Here is a 2407-nt window from a genome sequence, read left to right as displayed (position 1 = left end):
AATCCAATGGCTCCAATCCCATATACTAAAATCCATTCTTCCCATCCTTTTATTTTTTTAAAGATAAAATAGGTTGCAAAAAATACAATAATCCCTAATCCTATCCAAAGGACTTGTTTTATGCCTAAAGATGGTTCTATCCTATAGATCATTATAACTCCAATACTTATAAGCATAGTCACTATAAGAAATATATAATTATCTCCTGTTGTTATACGCAATAATAGAAAATTAGAAATATAAACAATAAAAATAAGGGTCAGACCATAGATAATAGTAAGTTTATCTAAATTATCTTTATCATATATAAAAAGAAGCAATAAAGCCATTATTTCAAACAGCACCAATAAATTACGAGGCAATTTATAACTAACCTTTTTATTTAACATATTTCTATCCCTACTCTCTACTTACATACAAAAATTCAACTTGTCCTACTCTTATTCTATCACCATTTTTTAACTTTACTACATCCATAACTCTATCTCCGTTTAAAAAAGTTCCATTAGCGCTATCTAAATCCTCTAAAAAATAATTTCCTTCATCTTTAACTATTTTAAAATGAACTTTAGAAATATATGGGTCCTTAATAATTATTTCATTATCTTTATTCCTGCCTAAATAAGTTTCATCATCTAAATGATAATATTCTTTTACCTTAAATGGTAAAGTATCTTTCTTATTTACAAGTTTTAAATAGCTATCATCATCTAACGGCATTGTATCTATACCTTTGATGTCCAGGTATATGAGTCTTATTATACTTACTATGAATACGTAAATTATTATTATGAATATATATTTAAAAATTAAAGAAAATATATTAAACATTTTAATCCTCCATATTTTTTCTATCCTTTCATTAATGTTATCATAAAGATTGTTTATTGGGAATAAAATAAAATTATATCTATATTTAATTTTAGCCAATTATCTGTTAAAATAGTATTTAATACTAAAGGGTTTAAGAGGAGGCAAGATATGAATAAAAAGTTAAAACGCTCAAGTTCAGATAGAGTCTTGGCTGGAGTCTGTGGCGGAATAGGAGAATATTTTAATGTAGATCCAGTAATTATACGTATACTTTGGGTGTTAATCACTTTTATGCCAGGGGGGCCAGGGCTAATAGCTTATATTGTATGTGCATTAATAATCCCTGAAGATACTGGAGTTATATATCAAGATTCTGATGACAGTTCCAGTAGCAATACCAGAAATACTCCTATTTTTATTGGTATTGCTTTAGTTGTTGTAGGCGGTTATATGTTAGCCCGACTGATACTACCTCAACATATATTTCAGTTCTTTAATATTTTTAGATATTGGCCTGTATTATTAATCCTTGCAGGTATTTATATTATAATTAATAATAAGCGATGAACAAAAGCTAATGTTATTGAAAGTATTTGCTAAAAATAACATTAGCTTTTTTATTGCTTATTTTTGATGCAGTTTAATAATCTATACAATGTATTTTTCAACTACCAACTGGAAATAATATGAACAAAGAAAATTAGGAAGGTAGTGATACTATGAGAATCCCTGAACATATAGGAATTATACCTGATGGAAATAGAAGATGGGCAATAAAGAATGGTCTTTCTAAAGAAAAAGGATATCAGAAAGGATTAGCTCCTGGTTTAGAAGTATTTAAACTATGTGAAAAAATAGGTATAAAAGAGATTACCTATTATGGATTTACAGTAGATAATACCAAACGCCCTAGAGTTCAACGATTAGCTTTTACTAAGGCCTGTGTAGAAGCAGTTAAGATGTTAGCAAATGAAGATGCTTCTTTGCTAGTTGTAGGCAATACCGATTCAGAAATGTTTCCTAAATCTTTAATCCCTTTTACTTTTAAAAGACAAAATTTTGGTAATGGCGGTGTAAAGGTAAATTTTCTTGTTAATTATGGATGGCAATGGGATTTAAAGAATTATTTCAAAGCAGACCAACAAAATCCTAACTTAATTCAACTAATAAAAACTAGAGATATTTCTAGAGTTGATTTAATTATTCGATGGGGTGGTAGAAGAAGGTTAAGTGGTTTCCCTCCACTTCAAGCTGTATATTCAGACTTTTATGTAATTGATGATTATTGGCCAGATTTTAAACATGAACATCTTTATGATGCTCTTAATTGGTATGATAAACAGGATATAACTTTAGGAGGATAACCTCCTTTTTTGTTGCCTAAATCATTATAAAATGCTAAAATTAAAACACTAATGGGAGGAGGATTTGAATGAAAAATTATGGAGTATTTGATATTTTAGGTCCTGTAATGATTGGACCTTCTAGTTCTCATACAGCAGGGGCTGCAAGGCTTGGTAAAATTGGAAGTGAAATTGCAGGAAACCTATTTTATAAGGTCACTTTCTACCTTCATGGTTCCTTTGCTAAAACA

At 29.0% G+C, this 2407-nt stretch carries 3 protein-coding genes and 2 pseudogenes; 3 read left to right on the top strand and 2 right to left on the bottom strand.

Annotated features, from left to right (window positions below):
- Positions 1 to 389 (bottom strand): annotated as a pseudogene (locus tag VK998_RS05240) (FtsW/RodA/SpoVE family cell cycle protein); the annotation flags it as partial.
- 10 nt (positions 390 to 399) lie between these two features.
- Entirely contained in the window at positions 400 to 720 is a 321-nt protein-coding gene (locus VK998_RS05235) for an FHA domain-containing protein (RefSeq protein WP_325226290.1), read from the bottom strand.
- A 261-nt stretch (positions 721 to 981) separates the two neighbouring features.
- On the opposite strand from VK998_RS05235, the gene VK998_RS05230 reads away from it, so the two are divergent.
- From VK998_RS05230 to VK998_RS05220, 3 genes and pseudogenes are all read left to right on the top strand, one after another.
- Entirely contained in the window at positions 982 to 1380 is a 399-nt protein-coding gene (locus VK998_RS05230; RefSeq protein ID WP_325226288.1) for a PspC domain-containing protein, read from the top strand.
- Between the two features lie 152 nt (positions 1381 to 1532).
- Entirely contained in the window at positions 1533 to 2177 is a 645-nt protein-coding gene (locus tag VK998_RS05225; protein ID WP_325226286.1) for an undecaprenyl diphosphate synthase family protein, read from the top strand.
- Positions 2178 to 2245: 68 nt separating this feature from the next.
- Positions 2246 to 2407: pseudogene (locus tag VK998_RS05220) on the top strand (L-serine ammonia-lyase, iron-sulfur-dependent subunit beta); the annotation flags it as partial.

The organism is Schnuerera sp. (genome assembly GCF_035459645.1).
Taxonomy (GTDB): domain Bacteria; phylum Bacillota; class Clostridia; order Tissierellales; family Tepidimicrobiaceae; genus Schnuerera.
The sequence above is the reverse complement of the archived record's forward strand: the minus strand, read 5'-3'. Positions and strand labels throughout refer to the sequence as shown.